The organism is Flavobacterium acetivorans (assembly GCF_020911885.1).
Taxonomy (GTDB): Bacteria; Bacteroidota; Bacteroidia; order Flavobacteriales; family Flavobacteriaceae; genus Flavobacterium; species Flavobacterium acetivorans.
In genome coordinates, this window is sequence record NZ_CP087132.1 from 1292562 (window position 1) to 1318388 (window position 25827).

At 42.7% G+C, this 25827-nt stretch carries 1 protein-coding gene; it reads left to right on the plus strand.

Annotated elements, in window-relative coordinates; translation table 11 throughout:
* Positions 1–537 precede the first annotated feature (537 nt).
* The gene (locus LNP19_RS05790; protein WP_230063844.1) at positions 538–25803 is read left to right on the plus strand and encodes a T9SS type B sorting domain-containing protein; all 25266 of its coding nucleotides are present in this window, start codon (positions 538–540) and stop codon (positions 25801–25803) included.
* The last annotated feature ends 24 nt before the right edge of the window (positions 25804–25827 follow it).

The window sequence follows — 25827 nt, forward strand, 5'->3', positions numbered from 1 at the left end:
AGGTGAATTTAATGTAGTTCATCTATAGAAAAATACCGTTTGTCGATAATTATAAATAAAACAATATTAATGTTTTCTGTTGTTTTTAATTAGTGTATTTTCGCACACCTAAATATCTGATTGTTAAACTTAAGGATAAAATTTATCCTTTGATATAAATAGTATGAAACCTACTGAATTATATATGGATCAATTGTTTCTGCAATTATCCCCAGTCGCAAATTCTTCAGGCGACAATTTATTTGTTAGATCACTCCTTGTTAACGGTTTTGGTTTTTTGTCGGAATTTGATTCCTAGTTGGTTGCTGGGCTAGAGGAGTTGTAAGAAAAGCAGAAAGCGCAAAGCTGATTCTTTTTTTAATCTCAATTCGACCTACAGCACTGCTTTAAACCCCAAGATTTCCGGATTGGCTTGGACAAAAAATAGCGCTACGGACTTATTTGATCTCAGCATCCAATCCTTAATAATTTACTTAAAAATTTAACATCATTGCCTATATGCGGAATTTTACTTTTTTGAAAAGAGTTTTTTTGTTTTTGTTTTTAATATTTTCTTCTTCAATTGTAGCTCAAAAAGCTGATCTTGGAATTACGATGAGTGTAGATTCTAATTGTCAAAGTGTTGGGAATAATGTAGTTTTTACTTTAACAGCAACTAATAATGGTCCTTCTACTGAACAGGAGGTAAAGGTTGTAGATAAACTCCCCACAGGTTATACTTATGTAAGTGATAATGGGAATGGTAGTTATGTGTCAGGTACAGGGGTTTGGACTATTGGCGATTCTTTTTTTTATCCGGCTACTGTTATATTAAGAATTACAGCCAAAGTAAACGCTACAGGTTCTTATACCAATACGGCAAATATTTCTGGTAAAGGGAAAGATGAAATCCCAACGAATAATAGTGCTTCGGTTACTTTGAATCTGTCAACAATTACAGCTCCAACAGTTGGAACAATCACGCAACCCACTTGTTCAGTAGCTGCTGGAAGTGTTGTCTTAAATGGATTGCCGTCAAGTGGGACATGGACTTTAACAAGAAGTCCAGGAGCTGTAACTTCAACAGGAACGGGGGCTAGTACTACAATCTCAGGATTAGCTACAGGAACATATACTTATACTGTAACCAATTCAGCTGGATGTACAAGTGTAACATCGGCAAGTGTTGCGGTTGATGCACAACCAGTAAGACCATCAGCGCCTGTGGCTACAGCTGCAACAGCTGTAACTTGCAGTGGCTTTACTGCTAACTGGAATGCGGTTGCTGGAGCTACTTCTTATTCGTTGGCGGTTTCTACTAATATCGAATTTACTCAGATTGTCAATGGGCTTAACGGAGTTGATTTAAATAGTACTTCTACTTCTTATACTCTAACGGGATTAACTCCAGGGATTAAATATTTTTATAGGGTTTGGGCGTCAAATTCATGTGGTCTTAGTACTGATTCTTCCAATGTGATTGAGGTAACGACGAGTGCAAATAATACCATTGCATTGAGTTCAGCTGCGGGTACGGATTCCCAGACTAAATGTATCAATACTGCAATTACGAATATTACGTATACAACAACAGGAGCTTCGGGAGCTACAGTCAGTGGTTTGCCTACTGGTGTGACGGGTTCTTGGGCTGGAAATGTTGTGACTATCAGCGGAACGCCAACCGCCTCTGGTTCGTTCTCGTATACAGTTAGCTTAACGGGAGGTTGTGGTACAGTAAATACTACTGGGGCTATAACTGTAAGTGCACCAATCGCCCAAACAGTAACAGGAACAAATACGGTTTGTATCGGAAGCACAACAGCTTTCGCTAGTACAACATCAGGCGGGACATGGAGTTCTACTGATACAGCAGTAGCTACAGTTGATGCAAGTACAGGAGTTGTAACAGGAGTTGCAGCAGGAACTAGTGCTATCAATTATAGTGTAACAACTGCAGGAGGTTGTATCAATACAGCATCTCAAACAGTAACTGTAAGTGCGCCAATTGCACAAACAGTAACAGGAACAAATACGGTTTGTATCGGAAGCACAACAGCTTTCGCTAGTACAACATCAGGTGGGACATGGAGTTCTACTGATACAGCAGTAGCTACAGTTGATGCAAGTACAGGAGTTGTAACAGGAGTTGCAGCAGGAACTAGTGCTATCAATTATAGTGTAACAACTGCAGGAGGTTGTATCAATACAGCATCTCAAACAGTAACTGTAAGTGCGCCAATTGCACAAACAGTAACAGGAACAAATACGGTTTGTATCGGAAGCACAACAGCTTTCGCTAGTACAACATCAGGCGGGACATGGAGTTCTACTGATACAGCAGTAGCTACAGTTGATGCAAGTACAGGAGTTGTAACAGGAGTTGCAGCAGGAACTAGTGCTATCAATTATAGTGTAACAACTGCAGGAGGTTGTATCAATACAGCATCTCAAACAGTAACTGTAAGTGCGCCAATTGCACAAACAGTAACAGGAACAAATACGGTTTGTATCGGAAGCACAACAGCTTTCGCTAGTACAACATCAGGTGGGACATGGAGTTCTACTGATACAGCAGTAGCTACAGTTGATGCAAGTACAGGAGTTGTAACAGGAGTTGCAGCAGGAACTAGTGCTATCAATTATAGTGTAACAACTGCAGGAGGTTGTATCAATACAGCATCTCAAACAGTAACTGTAAGTGCGCCAATTGCACAAACAGTAACAGGAACAAATACGGTTTGTATCGGAAGCACAACAGCTTTCGCTAGTACAACATCAGGTGGGACATGGAGTTCTACTGATACAGCAGTAGCTACAGTTGATGCAAGTACAGGAGTTGTAACAGGAGTTGCAGCAGGAACTAGTGCTATCAATTATAGTGTAACAACTGCAGGAGGTTGTATCAATACAGCATCTCAAACAGTAACTGTAAGTGCGCCAATTGCACAAACAGTAACAGGAACAAATACGGTTTGTATCGGAAGCACAACAGCTTTCGCTAGTACAACATCAGGCGGGACATGGAGTTCTACTGATACAGCAGTAGCTACAGTTGATGCAAGTACAGGAGTTGTAACAGGAGTTGCAGCAGGAACTAGTGCTATCAATTATAGTGTAACAACTGCAGGAGGTTGTATCAATACAGCATCTCAAACAGTAACTGTAAGTGCGCCAATTGCACAAACAGTAACAGGAACAAATACGGTTTGTATCGGAAGCACAACAGCTTTCGCTAGTACAACATCAGGTGGGACATGGAGTTCTACTGATACAGCAGTAGCTACAGTTGATGCAAGTACAGGAGTTGTAACAGGAGTTGCAGCAGGAACTAGTGCTATCAATTATAGTGTAACAACTGCAGGAGGTTGTATCAATACAGCATCTCAAACAGTAACTGTAAGTGCGCCAATTGCACAAACAGTAACAGGAACAAATACGGTTTGTATCGGAAGCACAACAGCTTTCGCTAGTACAACATCAGGCGGGACATGGAGTTCTACTGATACAGCAGTAGCTACAGTTGATGCAAGTACAGGAGTTGTAACAGGAGTTGCAGCAGGAACTAGTGCTATCAATTATAGTGTAACAACTGCAGGAGGTTGTATCAATACAGCATCTCAAACAGTAACTGTAAGTGCGCCAATTGCACAAACAGTAACAGGAACAAATACGGTTTGTATCGGAAGCACAACAGCTTTCGCTAGTACAACATCAGGCGGGACATGGAGTTCTACTGATACAGCAGTAGCTACAGTTGATGCAAGTACAGGAGTTGTAACAGGAGTTGCAGCAGGAACTAGTGCTATCAATTATAGTGTAACAACTGCAGGAGGTTGTATCAATACAGCATCTCAAACAGTAACTGTAAGTGCGCCAATTGCACAAACAGTAACAGGAACAAATACGGTTTGTATCGGAAGCACAACAGCTTTCGCTAGTACAACATCAGGCGGGACATGGAGTTCTACTGATACAGCAGTAGCTACAGTTGATGCAAGTACAGGAGTTGTAACAGGAGTTGCAGCAGGAACTAGTGCTATCAATTATAGTGTAACAACTGCAGGAGGTTGTATCAATACAGCATCTCAAACAGTAACTGTAAGTGCGCCAATTGCACAAACAGTAACAGGAACAAATACGGTTTGTATCGGAAGCACAACAGCTTTCGCTAGTACAACATCAGGCGGGACATGGAGTTCTACTGATACAGCAGTAGCTACAGTTGATGCAAGTACAGGAGTTGTAACAGGAGTTGCAGCAGGAACTAGTGCTATCAATTATAGTGTAACAACTGCAGGAGGTTGTATCAATACAGCATCTCAAACAGTAACTGTAAGTGCGCCAATTGCACAAACAGTAACAGGAACAAATACGGTTTGTATCGGAAGCACAACAGCTTTCGCTAGTACAACATCAGGTGGGACATGGAGTTCTACTGATACAGCAGTAGCTACAGTTGATGCAAGTACAGGAGTTGTAACAGGAGTTGCAGCAGGAACTAGTGCTATCAATTATAGTGTAACAACTGCAGGAGGTTGTATCAATACAGCATCTCAAACAGTAACTGTAAGTGCGCCAATTGCACAAACAGTAACAGGAACAAATACGGTTTGTATCGGAAGCACAACAGCTTTCGCTAGTACAACATCAGGCGGGACATGGAGTTCTACTGATACAGCAGTAGCTACAGTTGATGCAAGTACAGGAGTTGTAACAGGAGTTGCAGCAGGAACTAGTGCTATCAATTATAGTGTAACAACTGCAGGAGGTTGTATCAATACAGCATCTCAAACAGTAACTGTAAGTGCGCCAATTGCACAAACAGTAACAGGAACAAATACGGTTTGTATCGGAAGCACAACAGCTTTCGCTAGTACAACATCAGGTGGGACATGGAGTTCTACTGATACAGCAGTAGCTACAGTTGATGCAAGTACAGGAGTTGTAACAGGAGTTGCAGCAGGAACTAGTGCTATCAATTATAGTGTAACAACTGCAGGAGGTTGTATCAATACAGCATCTCAAACAGTAACTGTAAGTGCGCCAATTGCACAAACAGTAACAGGAACAAATACGGTTTGTATCGGAAGCACAACAGCTTTCGCTAGTACAACATCAGGCGGGACATGGAGTTCTACTGATACAGCAGTAGCTACAGTTGATGCAAGTACAGGAGTTGTAACAGGAGTTGCAGCAGGAACTAGTGCTATCAATTATAGTGTAACAACTGCAGGAGGTTGTATCAATACAGCATCTCAAACAGTAACTGTAAGTGCGCCAATTGCACAAACAGTAACAGGAACAAATACGGTTTGTATCGGAAGCACAACAGCTTTCGCTAGTACAACATCAGGCGGGGCATGGAGTTCTACTGATACAGCAGTAGCTACAGTTGATGCAAGTACAGGAGTTGTAACAGGAGTTGCAGCAGGAACTAGTGCTATCAATTATAGTGTAACAACTGCAGGAGGTTGTATCAATACAGCATCTCAAACAGTAACTGTAAGTGCGCCAATTGCACAAACAGTAACAGGAACAAATACGGTTTGTATCGGAAGCACAACAGCTTTCGCTAGTACAACATCAGGTGGGACATGGAGTTCTACTGATACAGCAGTAGCTACAGTTGATGCAAGTACAGGAGTTGTAACAGGAGTTGCAGCAGGAACTAGTGCTATCAATTATAGTGTAACAACTGCAGGAGGTTGTATCAATACAGCATCTCAAACAGTAACTGTAAGTGCGCCAATTGCACAAACAGTAACAGGAACAAATACGGTTTGTATCGGAAGCACAACAGCTTTCGCTAGTACAACATCAGGCGGGACATGGAGTTCTACTGATACAGCAGTAGCTACAGTTGATGCAAGTACAGGAGTTGTAACAGGAGTTGCAGCAGGAACTAGTGCTATCAATTATAGTGTAACAACTGCAGGAGGTTGTATCAATACAGCATCTCAAACAGTAACTGTAAGTGCGCCAATTGCACAAACAGTAACAGGAACAAATACGGTTTGTATCGGAAGCACAACAGCTTTCGCTAGTACAACATCAGGCGGGACATGGAGTTCTACTGATACAGCAGTAGCTACAGTTGATGCAAGTACAGGAGTTGTAACAGGAGTTGCAGCAGGAACTAGTGCTATCAATTATAGTGTAACAACTGCAGGAGGTTGTATCAATACAGCATCTCAAACAGTAACTGTAAGTGCGCCAATTGCACAAACAGTAACAGGAACAAATACGGTTTGTATCGGAAGCACAACAGCTTTCGCTAGTACAACATCAGGTGGGACATGGAGTTCTACTGATACAGCAGTAGCTACAGTTGATGCAAGTACAGGAGTTGTAACAGGAGTTGCAGCAGGAACTAGTGCTATCAATTATAGTGTAACAACTGCAGGAGGTTGTATCAATACAGCATCTCAAACAGTAACTGTAAGTGCGCCAATTGCACAAACAGTAACAGGAACAAATACGGTTTGTATCGGAAGCACAACAGCTTTCGCTAGTACAACATCAGGTGGGACATGGAGTTCTACTGATACAGCAGTAGCTACAGTTGATGCAAGTACAGGAGTTGTAACAGGAGTTGCAGCAGGAACTAGTGCTATCAATTATAGTGTAACAACTGCAGGAGGTTGTATCAATACAGCATCTCAAACAGTAACTGTAAGTGCGCCAATTGCACAAACAGTAACAGGAACAAATACGGTTTGTATCGGAAGCACAACAGCTTTCGCTAGTACAACATCAGGTGGGACATGGAGTTCTACTGATACAGCAGTAGCTACAGTTGATGCAAGTACAGGAGTTGTAACAGGAGTTGCAGCAGGAACTAGTGCTATCAATTATAGTGTAACAACTGCAGGAGGTTGTATCAATACAGCATCTCAAACAGTAACTGTAAGTGCGCCAATTGCACAAACAGTAACAGGAACAAATACGGTTTGTATCGGAAGCACAACAGCTTTCGCTAGTACAACATCAGGTGGGACATGGAGTTCTACTGATACAGCAGTAGCTACAGTTGATGCAAGTACAGGAGTTGTAACAGGAGTTGCAGCAGGAACTAGTGCTATCAATTATAGTGTAACAACTGCAGGAGGTTGTATCAATACAGCATCTCAAACAGTAACTGTAAGTGCGCCAATTGCACAAACAGTAACAGGAACAAATACGGTTTGTATCGGAAGCACAACAGCTTTCGCTAGTACAACATCAGGTGGGACATGGAGTTCTACTGATACAGCAGTAGCTACAGTTGATGCAAGTACAGGAGTTGTAACAGGAGTTGCAGCAGGAACTAGTGCTATCAATTATAGTGTAACAACTGCAGGAGGTTGTATCAATACAGCATCTCAAACAGTAACTGTAAGTGCGCCAATTGCACAAACAGTAACAGGAACAAATACGGTTTGTATCGGAAGCACAACAGCTTTCGCTAGTACAACATCAGGCGGGACATGGAGTTCTACTGATACAGCAGTAGCTACAGTTGATGCAAGTACAGGAGTTGTAACAGGAGTTGCAGCAGGAACTAGTGCTATCAATTATAGTGTAACAACTGCAGGAGGTTGTATCAATACAGCATCTCAAACAGTAACTGTAAGTGCGCCAATTGCACAAACAGTAACAGGAACAAATACGGTTTGTATCGGAAGCACAACAGCTTTCGCTAGTACAACATCAGGCGGGGCATGGAGTTCTACTGATACAGCAGTAGCTACAGTTGATGCAAGTACAGGAGTTGTAACAGGAGTTGCAGCAGGAACTAGTGCTATCAATTATAGTGTAACAACTGCAGGAGGTTGTATCAATACAGCATCTCAAACAGTAACTGTAAGTGCGCCAATTGCACAAACAGTAACAGGAACAAATACGGTTTGTATCGGAAGCACAACAGCTTTCGCTAGTACAACATCAGGCGGGACATGGAGTTCTACTGATACAGCAGTAGCTACAGTTGATGCAAGTACAGGAGTTGTAACAGGAGTTGCAGCAGGAACTAGTGCTATCAATTATAGTGTAACAACTGCAGGAGGTTGTATCAATACAGCATCTCAAACAGTAACTGTAAGTGCGCCAATTGCACAAACAGTAACAGGAACAAATACGGTTTGTATCGGAAGCACAACAGATTTCGCTAGTACAACATCAGGCGGGGCATGGAGTTCTACTGATACAGCAGTAGCTACAGTTGATGCAAGTACAGGAGTTGTAACAGGAGTTGCAGCAGGAACTAGTGCTATCAATTATAGTGTAACAACTGCAGGAGGTTGTATCAATACAGCATCTCAAACAGTAACTGTAAGTGCGCCAATTGCACAAACAGTAACAGGAACAAATACGGTTTGTATCGGAAGCACAACAGCTTTCGCTAGTACAACATCAGGCGGGACATGGAGTTCTACTGATACAGCAGTAGCTACAGTTGATGCAAGTACAGGAGTTGTAACAGGAGTTGCAGCAGGAACTAGTGCTATCAATTATAGTGTAACAACTGCAGGAGGTTGTATCAATACAGCATCTCAAACAGTAACTGTAAGTGCGCCAATTGCACAAACAGTAACAGGAACAAATACGGTTTGTATCGGAAGCACAACAGCTTTCGCTAGTACAACATCAGGCGGGACATGGAGTTCTACTGATACAGCAGTAGCTACAGTTGATGCAAGTACAGGAGTTGTAACAGGAGTTGCAGCAGGAACTAGTGCTATCAATTATAGTGTAACAACTGCAGGAGGTTGTATCAATACAGCATCTCAAACAGTAACTGTAAGTGCGCCAATTGCACAAACAGTAACAGGAACAAATACGGTTTGTATCGGAAGCACAACAGCTTTCGCTAGTACAACATCAGGCGGGACATGGAGTTCTACTGATACAGCAGTAGCTACAGTTGATGCAAGTACAGGAGTTGTAACAGGAGTTGCAGCAGGAACTAGTGCTATCAATTATAGTGTAACAACTGCAGGAGGTTGTATCAATACAGCATCTCAAACAGTAACTGTAAGTGCGCCAATTGCACAAACAGTAACAGGAACAAATACGGTTTGTATCGGAAGCACAACAGCTTTCGCTAGTACAACATCAGGCGGGGCATGGAGTTCTACTGATACAGCAGTAGCTACAGTTGATGCAAGTACAGGAGTTGTAACAGGAGTTGCAGCAGGAACTAGTGCTATCAATTATAGTGTAACAACTGCAGGAGGTTGTATCAATACAGCATCTCAAACAGTAACTGTAAGTGCGCCAATTGCACAAACAGTAACAGGAACAAATACGGTTTGTATCGGAAGCACAACAGCTTTCGCTAGTACAACATCAGGCGGGACATGGAGTTCTACTGATACAGCAGTAGCTACAGTTGATGCAAGTACAGGAGTTGTAACAGGAGTTGCAGCAGGAACTAGTGCTATCAATTATAGTGTAACAACTGCAGGAGGTTGTATCAATACAGCATCTCAAACAGTAACTGTAAGTGCGCCAATTGCACAAACAGTAACAGGAACAAATACGGTTTGTATCGGAAGCACAACAGCTTTCGCTAGTACAACATCAGGTGGGACATGGAGTTCTACTGATACAGCAGTAGCTACAGTTGATGCAAGTACAGGAGTTGTAACAGGAGTTGCAGCAGGAACTAGTGCTATCAATTATAGTGTAACAACTGCAGGAGGTTGTATCAATACAGCATCTCAAACAGTAACTGTAAGTGCGCCAATTGCACAAACAGTAACAGGAACAAATACGGTTTGTATCGGAAGCACAACAGCTTTCGCTAGTACAACATCAGGTGGGACATGGAGTTCTACTGATACAGCAGTAGCTACAGTTGATGCAAGTACAGGAGTTGTAACAGGAGTTGCAGCAGGAACTAGTGCTATCAATTATAGTGTAACAACTGCAGGAGGTTGTATCAATACAGCATCTCAAACAGTAACTGTAAGTGCGCCAATTGCACAAACAGTAACAGGAACAAATACGGTTTGTATCGGAAGCACAACAGCTTTCGCTAGTACAACATCAGGCGGGACATGGAGTTCTACTGATACAGCAGTAGCTACAGTTGATGCAAGTACAGGAGTTGTAACAGGAGTTGCAGCAGGAACTAGTGCTATCAATTATAGTGTAACAACTGCAGGAGGTTGTATCAATACAGCATCTCAAACAGTAACTGTAAGTGCGCCAATTGCACAAACAGTAACAGGAACAAATACGGTTTGTATCGGAAGCACAACAGCTTTCGCTAGTACAACATCAGGTGGGACATGGAGTTCTACTGATACAGCAGTAGCTACAGTTGATGCAAGTACAGGAGTTGTAACAGGAGTTGCAGCAGGAACTAGTGCTATCAATTATAGTGTAACAACTGCAGGAGGTTGTATCAATACAGCATCTCAAACAGTAACTGTAAGTGCGCCAATTGCACAAACAGTAACAGGAACAAATACGGTTTGTATCGGAAGCACAACAGCTTTCGCTAGTACAACATCAGGTGGGACATGGAGTTCTACTGATACAGCAGTAGCTACAGTTGATGCAAGTACAGGAGTTGTAACAGGAGTTGCAGCAGGAACTAGTGCTATCAATTATAGTGTAACAACTGCAGGAGGTTGTATCAATACAGCATCTCAAACAGTAACTGTAAGTGCGCCAATTGCACAAACAGTAACAGGAACAAATACGGTTTGTATCGGAAGCACAACAGCTTTCGCTAGTACAACATCAGGTGGGACATGGAGTTCTACTGATACAGCAGTAGCTACAGTTGATGCAAGTACAGGAGTTGTAACAGGAGTTGCAGCAGGAACTAGTGCTATCAATTATAGTGTAACAACTGCAGGAGGTTGTATCAATACAGCATCTCAAACAGTAACTGTAAGTGCGCCAATTGCACAAACAGTAACAGGAACAAATACGGTTTGTATCGGAAGCACAACAGCTTTCGCTAGTACAACATCAGGTGGGACATGGAGTTCTACTGATACAGCAGTAGCTACAGTTGATGCAAGTACAGGAGTTGTAACAGGAGTTGCAGCAGGAACTAGTGCTATCAATTATAGTGTAACAACTGCAGGAGGTTGTATCAATACAGCATCTCAAACAGTAACTGTAAGTGCGCCAATTGCACAAACAGTAACAGGAACAAATACGGTTTGTATCGGAAGCACAACAGCTTTCGCTAGTACAACATCAGGCGGGACATGGAGTTCTACTGATACAGCAGTAGCTACAGTTGATGCAAGTACAGGAGTTGTAACAGGAGTTGCAGCAGGAACTAGTGCTATCAATTATAGTGTAACAACTGCAGGAGGTTGTATCAATACAGCATCTCAAACAGTAACTGTAAGTGCGCCAATTGCACAAACAGTAACAGGAACAAATACGGTTTGTATCGGAAGCACAACAGCTTTCGCTAGTACAACATCAGGCGGGGCATGGAGTTCTACTGATACAGCAGTAGCTACAGTTGATGCAAGTACAGGAGTTGTAACAGGAGTTGCAGCAGGAACTAGTGCTATCAATTATAGTGTAACAACTGCAGGAGGTTGTATCAATACAGCATCTCAAACAGTAACTGTAAGTGCGCCAATTGCACAAACAGTAACAGGAACAAATACGGTTTGTATCGGAAGCACAACAGCTTTCGCTAGTACAACATCAGGCGGGACATGGAGTTCTACTGATACAGCAGTAGCTACAGTTGATGCAAGTACAGGAGTTGTAACAGGAGTTGCAGCAGGAACTAGTGCTATCAATTATAGTGTAACAACTGCAGGAGGTTGTATCAATACAGCATCTCAAACAGTAACTGTAAGTGCGCCAATTGCACAAACAGTAACAGGAACAAATACGGTTTGTATCGGAAGCACAACAGCTTTCGCTAGTACAACATCAGGCGGGGCATGGAGTTCTACTGATACAGCAGTAGCTACAGTTGATGCAAGTACAGGAGTTGTAACAGGAGTTGCAGCAGGAACTAGTGCTATCAATTATAGTGTAACAACTGCAGGAGGTTGTATCAATACAGCATCTCAAACAGTAACTGTAAGTGCGCCAATTGCACAAACAGTAACAGGAACAAATACGGTTTGTATCGGAAGCACAACAGCTTTCGCTAGTACAACATCAGGCGGGACATGGAGTTCTACTGATACAGCAGTAGCTACAGTTGATGCAAGTACAGGAGTTGTAACAGGAGTTGCAGCAGGAACTAGTGCTATCAATTATAGTGTAACAACTGCAGGAGGTTGTATCAATACAGCATCTCAAACAGTAACTGTAAGTGCGCCAATTGCACAAACAGTAACAGGAACAAATACGGTTTGTATCGGAAGCACAACAGCTTTCGCTAGTACAACATCAGGCGGGACATGGAGTTCTACTGATACAGCAGTAGCTACAGTTGATGCAAGTACAGGAGTTGTAACAGGAGTTGCAGCAGGAACTAGTGCTATCAATTATAGTGTAACAACTGCAGGAGGTTGTATCAATACAGCATCTCAAACAGTAACTGTAAGTGCGCCAATTGCACAAACAGTAACAGGAACAAATACGGTTTGTATCGGAAGCACAACAGCTTTCGCTAGTACAACATCAGGCGGGACATGGAGTTCTACTGATACAGCAGTAGCTACAGTTGATGCAAGTACAGGAGTTGTAACAGGAGTTGCAGCAGGAACTAGTGCTATCAATTATAGTGTAACAACTGCAGGAGGTTGTATCAATACAGCATCTCAAACAGTAACTGTAAGTGCGCCAATTGCACAAACAGTAACAGGAACAAATACGGTTTGTATCGGAAGCACAACAGCTTTCGCTAGTACAACATCAGGTGGGACATGGAGTTCTACTGATACAGCAGTAGCTACAGTTGATGCAAGTACAGGAGTTGTAACAGGAGTTGCAGCAGGAACTAGTGCTATCAATTATAGTGTAACAACTGCAGGAGGTTGTATCAATACAGCATCTCAAACAGTAACTGTAAGTGCGCCAATTGCACAAACAGTAACAGGAACAAATACGGTTTGTATCGGAAGCACAACAGCTTTCGCTAGTACAACATCAGGTGGGACATGGAGTTCTACTGATACAGCAGTAGCTACAGTTGATGCAAGTACAGGAGTTGTAACAGGAGTTGCAGCAGGAACTAGTGCTATCAATTATAGTGTAACAACTGCAGGAGGTTGTATCAATACAGCATCTCAAACAGTAACTGTAAGTGCGCCAATTGCACAAACAGTAACAGGAACAAATACGGTTTGTATCGGAAGCACAACAGCTTTCGCTAGTACAACATCAGGCGGGACATGGAGTTCTACTGATACAGCAGTAGCTACAGTTGATGCAAGTACAGGAGTTGTAACAGGAGTTGCAGCAGGAACTAGTGCTATCAATTATAGTGTAACAACTGCAGGAGGTTGTATCAATACAGCATCTCAAACAGTAACTGTAAGTGCGCCAATTGCACAAACAGTAACAGGAACAAATACGGTTTGTATCGGAAGCACAACAGCTTTCGCTAGTACAACATCAGGCGGGACATGGAGTTCTACTGATACAGCAGTAGCTACAGTTGATGCAAGTACAGGAGTTGTAACAGGAGTTGCAGCAGGAACTAGTGCTATCAATTATAGTGTAACAACTGCAGGAGGTTGTATCAATACAGCATCTCAAACAGTAACTGTAAGTGCGCCAATTGCACAAACAGTAACAGGAACAAATACGGTTTGTATCGGAAGCACAACAGCTTTCGCTAGTACAACATCAGGTGGGACATGGAGTTCTACTGATACAGCAGTAGCTACAGTTGATGCAAGTACAGGAGTTGTAACAGGAGTTGCAGCAGGAACTAGTGCTATCAATTATAGTGTAACAACTGCAGGAGGTTGTATCAATACAGCATCTCAAACAGTAACTGTAAGTGCGCCAATTGCACAAACAGTAACAGGAACAAATACGGTTTGTATCGGAAGCACAACAGCTTTCGCTAGTACAACATCAGGCGGGACATGGAGTTCTACTGATACAGCAGTAGCTACAGTTGATGCAAGTACAGGAGTTGTAACAGGAGTTGCAGCAGGAACTAGTGCTATCAATTATAGTGTAACAACTGCAGGAGGTTGTATCAATACAGCATCTCAAACAGTAACTGTAAGTGCGCCAATTGCACAAACAGTAACAGGAACAAATACGGTTTGTATCGGAAGCACAACAGCTTTCGCTAGTACAACATCAGGTGGGACATGGAGTTCTACTGATACAGCAGTAGCTACAGTTGATGCAAGTACAGGAGTTGTAACAGGAGTTGCAGCAGGAACTAGTGCTATCAATTATAGTGTAACAACTGCAGGAGGTTGTATCAATACAGCATCTCAAACAGTAACTGTAAGTGCGCCAATTGCACAAACAGTAACAGGAACAAATACGGTTTGTATCGGAAGCACAACAGCTTTCGCTAGTACAACATCAGGTGGGACATGGAGTTCTACTGATACAGCAGTAGCTACAGTTGATGCAAGTACAGGAGTTGTAACAGGAGTTGCAGCAGGAACTAGTGCTATCAATTATAGTGTAACAACTGCAGGAGGTTGTATCAATACAGCATCTCAAACAGTAACTGTAAGTGCGCCAATTGCACAAACAGTAACAGGAACAAATACGGTTTGTATCGGAAGCACAACAGCTTTCGCTAGTACAACATCAGGCGGGACATGGAGTTCTACTGATACAGCAGTAGCTACAGTTGATGCAAGTACAGGAGTTGTAACAGGAGTTGCAGCAGGAACTAGTGCTATCAATTATAGTGTAACAACTGCAGGAGGTTGTATCAATACAGCATCTCAAACAGTAACTGTAAGTGCGCCAATTGCACAAACAGTAACAGGAACAAATACGGTTTGTATCGGAAGCACAACAGCTTTCGCTAGTACAACATCAGGCGGGACATGGAGTTCTACTGATACAGCAGTAGCTACAGTTGATGCAAGTACAGGAGTTGTAACAGGAGTTGCAGCAGGAACTAGTGCTATCAATTATAGTGTAACAACTGCAGGAGGTTGTATCAATACAGCATCTCAAACAGTAACTGTAAGTGCGCCAATTGCACAAACAGTAACAGGAACAAATACGGTTTGTATCGGAAGCACAACAGCTTTCGCTAGTACAACATCAGGCGGGACATGGAGTTCTACTGATACAGCAGTAGCTACAGTTGATGCAAGTACAGGAGTTGTAACAGGAGTTGCAGCAGGAACTAGTGCTATCAATTATAGTGTAACAACTGCAGGAGGTTGTATCAATACAGCATCTCAAACAGTAACTGTAAGTGCGCCAATTGCACAAACAGTAACAGGAACAAATACGGTTTGTATCGGAAGCACAACAGCTTTCGCTAGTACAACATCAGGTGGGACATGGAGTTCTACTGATACAGCAGTAGCTACAGTTGATGCAAGTACAGGAGTTGTAACAGGAGTTGCAGCAGGAACTAGTGCTATCAATTATAGTGTAACAACTGCAGGAGGTTGTATCAATACAGCATCTCAAACAGTAACTGTAAGTGCGCCAATTGCACAAACAGTAACAGGAACAAATACGGTTTGTATCGGAAGCACAACAGCTTTCGCTAGTACAACATCAGGCGGGACATGGAGTTCTACTGATACAGCAGTAGCTACAGTTGATGCAAGTACAGGAGTTGTAACAGGAGTTGCAGCAGGAACTAGTGCTATCAATTATAGTGTAACAACTGCAGGAGGTTGTATCAATACAGCATCTCAAACAGTAACTGTAAGTGCGCCAATTGCACAAACAGTAACAGGAACAAATACGGTTTGTATCGGAAGCACAACAGCTTTCGCTAGTACAACATCAGGCGGGACATGGAGTTCTACTGATACAGCAGTAGCTACAGTTGATGCAAGTACAGGAGTTGTAACAGGAGTTGCAGCAGGAACTAGTGCTATCAATTATAGTGTAACAACTGCAGGAGGTTGTATCAATACAGCATCTCAAACAGTAACTGTAAGTGCGCCAATTGCACAAACAGTAACAGGAACAAATACGGTTTGTATCGGAAGCACAACAGCTTTCGCTAGTACAACATCAGGCGGGACATGGAGTTCTACTGATACAGCAGTAGCTACAGTTGATGCAAGTACAGGAGTTGTAACAGGAGTTGCAGCAGGAACTAGTGCTATCAATTATAGTGTAACAACTGCAGGAGGTTGTATCAATACAGCATCTCAAACAGTAACTGTAAGTGCGCCAATTGCACAAACAGTAACAGGAACAAATACGGTTTGTATCGGAAGCACAACAGCTTTCGCTAGTACAACATCAGGCGGGACATGGAGTTCTACTGATACAGCAGTAGCTACAGTTGATGCAAGTACAGGAGTTGTAACAGGAGTTGCAGCAGGAACTAGTGCTATCAATTATAGTGTAACAACTGCAGGAGGTTGTATCAATACAGCATCTCAAACAGTAACTGTAAGTGCGCCAATTGCACAAACAGTAACAGGAACAAATACGGTTTGTATCGGAAGCACAACAGCTTTCGCTAGTACAACATCAGGCGGGACATGGAGTTCTACTGATACAGCAGTAGCTACAGTTGATGCAAGTACAGGAGTTGTAACAGGAGTTGCAGCAGGAACTAGTGCTATCAATTATAGTGTAACAACTGCAGGAGGTTGTATCAATACAGCATCTCAAACAGTAACTGTAAGTGCGCCAATTGCACAAACAGTAACAGGAACAAATACGGTTTGTATCGGAAGCACAACAGCTTTCGCTAGTACAACATCAGGTGGGACATGGAGTTCTACTGATACAGCAGTAGCTACAGTTGATGCAAGTACAGGAGTTGTAACAGGAGTTGCAGCAGGAACTAGTGCTATCAATTATAGTGTAACAACTGCAGGAGGTTGTATCAATACAGCATCTCAAACAGTAACTGTAAGTGCGCCAATTGCACAAACAGTAACAGGAACAAATACGGTTTGTATCGGAAGCACAACAGCTTTCGCTAGTACAACATCAGGTGGGACATGGAGTTCTACTGATACAGCAGTAGCTACAGTTGATGCAAGTACAGGAGTTGTAACAGGAGTTGCAGCAGGAACTAGTGCTATCAATTATAGTGTAACAACTGCAGGAGGTTGTATCAATACAGCATCTCAAACAGTAACTGTAAGTGCGCCAATTGCACAAACAGTAACAGGAACAAATACGGTTTGTATCGGAAGCACAACAGCTTTCGCTAGTACAACATCAGGCGGGACATGGAGTTCTACTGATACAGCAGTAGCTACAGTTGATGCAAGTACAGGAGTTGTAACAGGAGTTGCAGCAGGAACTAGTGCTATCAATTATAGTGTAACAACTGCAGGAGGTTGTATCAATACAGCATCTCAAACAGTAACTGTAAGTGCGCCAATTGCACAAACAGTAACAGGAACAAATACGGTTTGTATCGGAAGCACAACAGCTTTCGCTAGTACAACATCAGGTGGGACATGGAGTTCTACTGATACAGCAGTAGCTACAGTTGATGCAAGTACAGGAGTTGTAACAGGAGTTGCAGCAGGAACTAGTGCTATCAATTATAGTGTAACAACTGCAGGAGGTTGTATCAATACAGCATCTCAAACAGTAACTGTAAGTGCGCCAATTGCACAAACAGTAACAGGAACAAATACGGTTTGTATCGGAAGCACAACAGCTTTCGCTAGTACAACATCAGGTGGGACATGGAGTTCTACTGATACAGCAGTAGCTACAGTTGATGCAAGTACAGGAGTTGTAACAGGAGTTGCAGCAGGAACTAGTGCTATCAATTATAGTGTAACAACTGCAGGAGGTTGTATCAATACAGCATCTCAAACAGTAACTGTAAGTGCGCCAATTGCACAAACAGTAACAGGAACAAATACGGTTTGTATCGGAAGCACAACAGCTTTCGCTAGTACAACATCAGGTGGGACATGGAGTTCTACTGATACAGCAGTAGCTACAGTTGATGCAAGTACAGGAGTTGTAACAGGAGTTGCAGCAGGAACTAGTGCTATCAATTATAGTGTAACAACTGCAGGAGGTTGTATCAATACAGCATCTCAAACAGTAACTGTAAGTGCGCCAATTGCACAAACAGTAACAGGAACAAATACGGTTTGTATCGGAAGCACAACAGCTTTCGCTAGTACAACATCAGGCGGGACATGGAGTTCTACTGATACAGCAGTAGCTACAGTTGATGCAAGTACAGGAGTTGTAACAGGAGTTGCAGCAGGAACTAGTGCTATCAATTATAGTGTAACAACTGCAGGAGGTTGTATCAATACAGCATCTCAAACAGTAACTGTAAGTGCGCCAATTGCACAAACAGTAACAGGAACAAATACGGTTTGTATCGGAAGCACAACAGCTTTCGCTAGTACAACATCAGGCGGGACATGGAGTTCTACTGATACAGCAGTAGCTACAGTTGATGCAAGTACAGGAGTTGTAACAGGAGTTGCAGCAGGAACTAGTGCTATCAATTATAGTGTAACAACTGCAGGAGGTTGTATCAATACAGCATCTCAAACAGTAACTGTAAGTGCGCCAATTGCACAAACAGTAACAGGAACAAATACGGTTTGTATCGGAAGCACAACAGCTTTCGCTAGTACAACATCAGGCGGGACATGGAGTTCTACTGATACAGCAGTAGCTACAGTTGATGCAAGTACAGGAGTTGTAACAGGAGTTGCAGCAGGAACTAGTGCTATCAATTATAGTGTAACAACTGCAGGAGGTTGTATCAATACAGCATCTCAAACAGTAACTGTAAGTGCGCCAATTGCACAAACAGTAACAGGAACAAATACGGTTTGTATCGGAAGCACAACAGCTTTCGCTAGTACAACATCAGGCGGGACATGGAGTTCTACTGATACAGCAGTAGCTACAGTTGATGCAAGTACAGGAGTTGTAACAGGAGTTGCAGCAGGAACTAGTGCTATCAATTATAGTGTAACAACTGCAGGAGGTTGTATCAATACAGCATCTCAAACAGTAACTGTAAGTGCGCCAATTGCACAAACAGTAACAGGAACAAATACGGTTTGTATCGGAAGCACAACAGCTTTCGCTAGTACAACATCAGGCGGGACATGGAGTTCTACTGATACAGCAGTAGCTACAGTTGATGCAAGTACAGGAGTTGTAACAGGAGTTGCAGCAGGAACTAGTGCTATCAATTATAGTGTAACAACTGCAGGAGGTTGTATCAATACAGCATCTCAAACAGTAACTGTAAGTGCGCCAATTGCACAAACAGTAACAGGAACAAATACGGTTTGTATCGGAAGCACAACAGCTTTCGCTAGTACAACATCAGGTGGGACATGGAGTTCTACTGATACAGCAGTAGCTACAGTTGATGCAAGTACAGGAGTTGTAACAGGAGTTGCAGCAGGAACTAGTGCTATCAATTATAGTGTAACAACTGCAGGAGGTTGTATCAATACAGCATCTCAAACAGTAACTGTAAGTGCGCCAATTGCACAAACAGTAACAGGAACAAATACGGTTTGTATCGGAAGCACAACAGCTTTCGCTAGTACAACATCAGGCGGGACATGGAGTTCTACTGATACAGCAGTAGCTACAGTTGATGCAAGTACAGGAGTTGTAACAGGAGTTGCAGCAGGAACTAGTGCTATCAATTATAGTGTAACAACTGCAGGAGGTTGTATCAATACAGCATCTCAAACAGTAACTGTAAGTGCGCCAATTGCACAAACAGTAACAGGAACAAATACGGTTTGTATCGGAAGCACAACAGCTTTCGCTAGTACAACATCAGGCGGGACATGGAGTTCTACTGATACAGCAGTAGCTACAGTTGATGCAAGTACAGGAGTTGTAACAGGAGTTGCAGCAGGAACTAGTGCTATCAATTATAGTGTAACAACTGCAGGAGGTTGTATCAATACAGCATCTCAAACAGTAACTGTAAGTGCGCCAATTGCACAAACAGTAACAGGAACAAATACGGTTTGTATCGGAAGCACAACAGCTTTCGCTAGTACAACATCAGGCGGGACATGGAGTTCTACTGATACAGCAGTAGCTACAGTTGATGCAAGTACAGGAGTTGTAACAGGAGTTGCAGCAGGAACTAGTGCTATCAATTATAGTGTAACAACTGCAGGAGGTTGTATCAATACAGCATCTCAAACAGTAACTGTAAGTGCGCCAATTGCACAAACAGTAACAGGAACAAATACGGTTTGTATCGGAAGCACAACAGCTTTCGCTAGTACAACATCAGGTGGGACATGGAGTTCTACTGATACAGCAGTAGCTACAGTTGATGCAAGTACAGGAGTTGTAACAGGAGTTGCAGCAGGAACTAGTGCTATCAATTATAGTGTAACAACTGCAGGAGGTTGTATCAATACAGCATCTCAAACAGTAACTGTAAGTGCGCCAATTGCACAAACAGTAACAGGAACAAATACGGTTTGTATCGGAAGCACAACAGCTTTCGCTAGTACAACATCAGGTGGGACATGGAGTTCTACTGATACAGCAGTAGCTACAGTTGATGCAAGTACAGGAGTTGTAACAGGAGTTGCAGCAGGAACTAGTGCTATCAATTATAGTGTAACAACTGCAGGAGGTTGTATCAATACAGCATCTCAAACAGTAACTGTAAGTGCGCCAATTGCACAAACAGTAACAGGAACAAATACGGTTTGTATCGGAAGCACAACAGCTTTCGCTAGTACAACATCAGGCGGGACATGGAGTTCTACTGATACAGCAGTAGCTACAGTTGATGCAAGTACAGGAGTTGTAACAGGAGTTGCAGCAGGAACTAGTGCTATCAATTATAGTGTAACAACTGCAGGAGGTTGTATCAATACAGCATCTCAAACAGTAACTGTAAGTGCGCCAATTGCACAAACAGTAACAGGAACAAATACGGTTTGTATCGGAAGCACAACAGCTTTCGCTAGTACAACATCAGGCGGGACATGGAGTTCTACTGATACAGCAGTAGCTACAGTTGATGCAAGTACAGGAGTTGTAACAGGAGTTGCAGCAGGAACTAGTGCTATCAATTATAGTGTAACAACTGCAGGAGGTTGTATCAATACAGCATCTCAAACAGTAACTGTAAGTGCGCCAATTGCACAAACAGTAACAGGAACAAATACGGTTTGTATCGGAAGCACAACAGCTTTCGCTAGTACAACATCAGGTGGGACATGGAGTTCTACTGATACAGCAGTAGCTACAGTTGATGCAAGTACAGGAGTTGTAACAGGAGTTGCAGCAGGAACTAGTGCTATCAATTATAGTGTAACAACTGCAGGAGGTTGTATCAATACAGCATCTCAAACAGTAACTGTAAGTGCGCCAATTGCACAAACAGTAACAGGAACAAATACGGTTTGTATCGGAAGCACAACAGCTTTCGCTAGTACAACATCAGGTGGGACATGGAGTTCTACTGATACAGCAGTAGCTACAGTTGATGCAAGTACAGGAGTTGTAACAGGAGTTGCAGCAGGAACTAGTGCTATCAATTATAGTGTAACAACTGCAGGAGGTTGTATCAATACAGCATCTCAAACAGTAACTGTAAGTGCGCCAATTGCACAAACAGTAACAGGAACAAATACGGTTTGTATCGGAAGCACAACAGCTTTCGCTAGTACAACATCAGGTGGGACATGGAGTTCTACTGATACAGCAGTAGCTACAGTTGATGCAAGTACAGGAGTTGTAACAGGAGTTGCAGCAGGAACTAGTGCTATCAATTATAGTGTAACAACTGCAGGAGGTTGTATCAATACAGCATCTCAAACAGTAACTGTAAGTGCGCCAATTGCACAAACAGTAACAGGAACAAATACGGTTTGTATCGGAAGCACAACAGCTTTCGCTAGTACAACATCAGGTGGGACATGGAGTTCTACTGATACAGCAGTAGCTACAGTTGATGCAAGTACAGGAGTTGTAACAGGAGTTGCAGCAGGAACTAGTGCTATCAATTATAGTGTAACAACTGCAGGAGGTTGTATCAATACAGCATCTCAAACAGTAACTGTAAGTGCGCCAATTGCACAAACAGTAACAGGAACAAATACGGTTTGTATCGGAAGCACAACAGCTTTCGCTAGTACAACATCAGGCGGGACATGGAGTTCTACTGATACAGCAGTAGCTACAGTTGATGCAAGTACAGGAGTTGTAACAGGAGTTGCAGCAGGAACTAGTGCTATCAATTATAGTGTAACAACTGCAGGAGGTTGTATCAATACAGCATCTCAAACAGTAACTGTAAGTGCGCCAATTGCACAAACAGTAACAGGAACAAATACGGTTTGTATCGGAAGCACAACAGCTTTCGCTAGTACAACATCAGGCGGGACATGGAGTTCTACTGATACAGCAGTAGCTACAGTTGATGCAAGTACAGGAGTTGTAACAGGAGTTGCAGCAGGAACTAGTGCTATCAATTATAGTGTAACAACTGCAGGAGGTTGTATCAATACAGCATCTCAAACAGTAACTGTAAGTGCGCCAATTGCACAAACAGTAACAGGAACAAATACGGTTTGTATCGGAAGCACAACAGCTTTCGCTAGTACAACATCAGGCGGGGCATGGAGTTCTACTGATACAGCAGTAGCTACAGTTGATGCAAGTACAGGAGTTGTAACAGGAGTTGCAGCAGGAACTAGTGCTATCAATTATAGTGTAACAACTGCAGGAGGTTGTATCAATACAGCATCTCAAACAGTAACTGTAAGTGCGCCAATTGCACAAACAGTAACAGGAACAAATACGGTTTGTATCGGAAGCACAACAGCTTTCGCTAGTACAACATCAGGCGGGACATGGAGTTCTACTGATACAGCAGTAGCTACAGTTGATGCAAGTACAGGAGTTGTAACAGGAGTTGCAGCAGGAACTAGTGCTATCAATTATAGTGTAACAACTGCAGGAGGTTGTATCAATACAGCATCTCAAACAGTAACTGTAAGTGCGCCAATTGCACAAACAGTAACAGGAACAAATACGGTTTGTATCGGAAGCACAACAGCTTTCGCTAGTACAACATCAGGCGGGACATGGAGTTCTACTGATACAGCAGTAGCTACAGTTGATGCAAGTACAGGAGTTGTAACAGGAGTTGCAGCAGGAACTAGTGCTATCAATTATAGTGTAACAACTGCAGGAGGTTGTATCAATACAGCATCTCAAACAGTAACTGTAAGTGCGCCAATTGCACAAACAGTAACAGGAACAAATACGGTTTGTATCGGAAGCACAACAGCTTTCGCTAGTACAACATCAGGCGGGACATGGAGTTCTACTGATACAGCAGTAGCTACAGTTGATGCAAGTACAGGAGTTGTAACAGGAGTTGCAGCAGGAACTAGTGCTATCAATTATAGTGTAACAACTGCAGGAGGTTGTATCAATACAGCATCTCAAACAGTAACTGTAAGTGCGCCAATTGCACAAACAGTAACAGGAACAAATACGGTTTGTATCGGAAGCACAACAGCTTTCGCTAGTACAACATCAGGCGGGGCATGGAGTTCTACTGATACAGCAGTAGCTACAGTTGATGCAAGTACAGGAGTTGTAACAGGAGTTGCAGCAGGAACTAGTGCTATCAATTATAGTGTAACAACTGCAGGAGGTTGTATCAATACAGCATCTCAAACAGTAACTGTAAGTGCGCCAATTGCACAAACAGTAACAGGAACAAATACGGTTTGTATCGGAAGCACAACAGCTTTCGCTAGTACAACATCAGGTGGGACATGGAGTTCTACTGATACAGCAGTAGCTACAGTTGATGCAAGTACAGGAGTTGTAACAGGAGTTGCAGCAGGAACTAGTGCTATCAATTATAGTGTAACAACTGCAGGAGGTTGTATCAATACAGCATCTCAAACAGTAACTGTAAGTGCGCCAATTGCACAAACAGTAACAGGAACAAATACGGTTTGTATCGGAAGCACAACAGCTTTCGCTAGTACAACATCAGGTGGGACATGGAGTTCTACTGATACAGCAGTAGCTACAGTTGATGCAAGTACAGGAGTTGTAACAGGAGTTGCAGCAGGAACTAGTGCTATCAATTATAGTGTAACAACTGCAGGAGGTTGTATCAATACAGCATCTCAAACAGTAACTGTAAGTGCGTTGCCAGATGCTGGTACATTATCAGGGACACAAGGAATTTGTATCGATGGTACAACAACATTTGTATCAACTGTAACAGGTGGAACATGGACTTCTTCTGATACTTCAATTGCCACAGTAGTTTCTTCAACAGGATTGATTACGGGAGTTACAGCAGGAACAGCAACTATTTCTTATACCGTATTAGGTACAGGTGGTTGTGGTGATGTTACAATAACACGAGATGTAATGGTGAATGCAAAACCAGCTCAACCAACTATCGAATGTTGGGAGACAGCGACTTTTGATAACGCTACATGTAAATGGGTAGTAACAGGAACGCAAGAAACGAAACCAGCTACAGAATGTTGGGAGACAGCGACTTTTGATGACGCTACATGTAAATGGGTAGTAACAGGAACACAACCTGCTCAACCTACAACAGCCATCACCCAACCCACATGTTCAATTCCTACAGCAACGGTATTGTTAAGCGGCTTGCCGGCAGGAAACTGGACCATTAATCCTGGGAATATTACAGGAACGGGAAGTACAACAACGATTAGCGGCTTAGCGGCAGGAGCCACTTATAATTTTACGGTAGCTAGTGCTGGAGGTTGTACCTCTAATCCGGTTGCAGTTACAATCAATAGTTATGTATGCCCAGCGGCCGATAGCGGAACCGCGCCTTCAACAGGAGGAACAGCTATTGCCAATGTATTATCTAATGATACAACTAATGGGGCTCCGAGTACGACAACGAACTCGACAGTTTCAGAGAACGGAACTTGGCCAGCAGGCATTAGTTTGAATACGACTACTGGAGCGATTACTGTGGCAACAGGAACAGCGGCTGGAGTGTATAATGTGACTTACCAGTTATGTGATAAATTAGCTCCGTCAGCTTGTGCTACGGCAACAGCAACAATCACTATTCCATCGGTGGAGGTAGAAGCTCCAAGTATTGCTCTAGTGAAAACAGCAGTCTTAAACGATGAGGACGGAAATGGTTCTACACAAGTAGGGGAAACAATTAGCTATACTTTGTTAGTGACTAATACGGGTAATGTGGCTTTGACAAATGCAATTGTAAAAGATGCAATGCTTGGTTTTGATACAACTGCAGCTTCGATAAGCTTAGCGGTGGGAGAAAACAAAGAGTATGCGCTTACCTATAGTATAACCCAAACTGACATAGATAGGGGTGAAGTCATAAATACAGCTTCGGCGACTGCGGATAGTCCAACTGCAGTTAGGGTGTCAGATGAGGATACGGTAAATACCGGTCTGAAATTAGTATTGCCTGAAAGTGTAGTTAAAGTCTTCAATGCAGTATCTCCAAACGGAGATGGATTCAATGATGTCTTTAGGATAGAAGGATTGCAGTTTTACCCGGAAAATACGGTCGAAATTTATAATCGTTGGGGTGTCTTGGTATTTGAACGCGACCGTTACAATAATGACGACAGAGCTTTTAGAGGAACATCTGAAGGACGTGTAACGGTAAAACAAGCAGAAGAATTACCAACGGGAACCTATTTCTATATTTTGAAATACAAGGATGGCGGGGCAAATACCTACGAGAAATCAGGCTATTTGTATATAAATCGATAAAAAAAGAATAACCGGGGGAGTAGA